This window comes from Paracoccus sp. 22332, from assembly GCF_052045125.1.
In the GTDB taxonomy this organism is placed as follows: Bacteria; Pseudomonadota; Alphaproteobacteria; order Rhodobacterales; family Rhodobacteraceae; genus Paracoccus; species Paracoccus haematequi_A.
The window spans coordinates 1-359 of sequence record NZ_JBQEOI010000147.1 but is presented as its reverse complement, the minus strand read 5'-3'; the positions used below and the strand labels follow the sequence as shown (position 1 = coordinate 359).

Annotated in this window: 1 protein-coding gene; it reads right to left on the bottom strand. The window is 72.4% G+C overall.

Annotation, left to right across the window (positions count from 1 at the left end; genetic code table 11):
- The coding region (locus ACTJI6_RS24270; protein WP_440804363.1) for a hypothetical protein at positions 1-346 on the bottom strand (346 nt) is incomplete at its 3' end.
- Positions 347-359: the final 13 nt, after the last annotated feature.

Genomic DNA, 359 nt, shown 5'->3' with positions numbered 1-359 from the left:
TGGTGATCAGCGTGGTGGCGCCCGCCGGGGTGACCAGGTCGAGCGCGGTATAGCTGGCGTCGCCCGCCATGAAGGCCGGGCGCGTGCCGCTGCAGAACACCTGCACAGGCGCGGGTTCGCCCCAGGCGAGGCTGTCGCCCGGGATGTCGGGATCGGCGGAGACCGCCTGGCGCAGGGTGACCAGGACCAGCTCGCCGGGGACAGTGGCGCTGCCCTGGCCCACGACCTGGCGACCGGTCTGGTCGTAATGGACGCATTCGCCCATCTGGCAGCGGGCCAGATACGGCTCGGCCTGGGCGAGGGCGGCGGGCAGGGCGAGGGCGGCGGCAAGGATGAGGGGCTTCATGGGTGTCTCCACA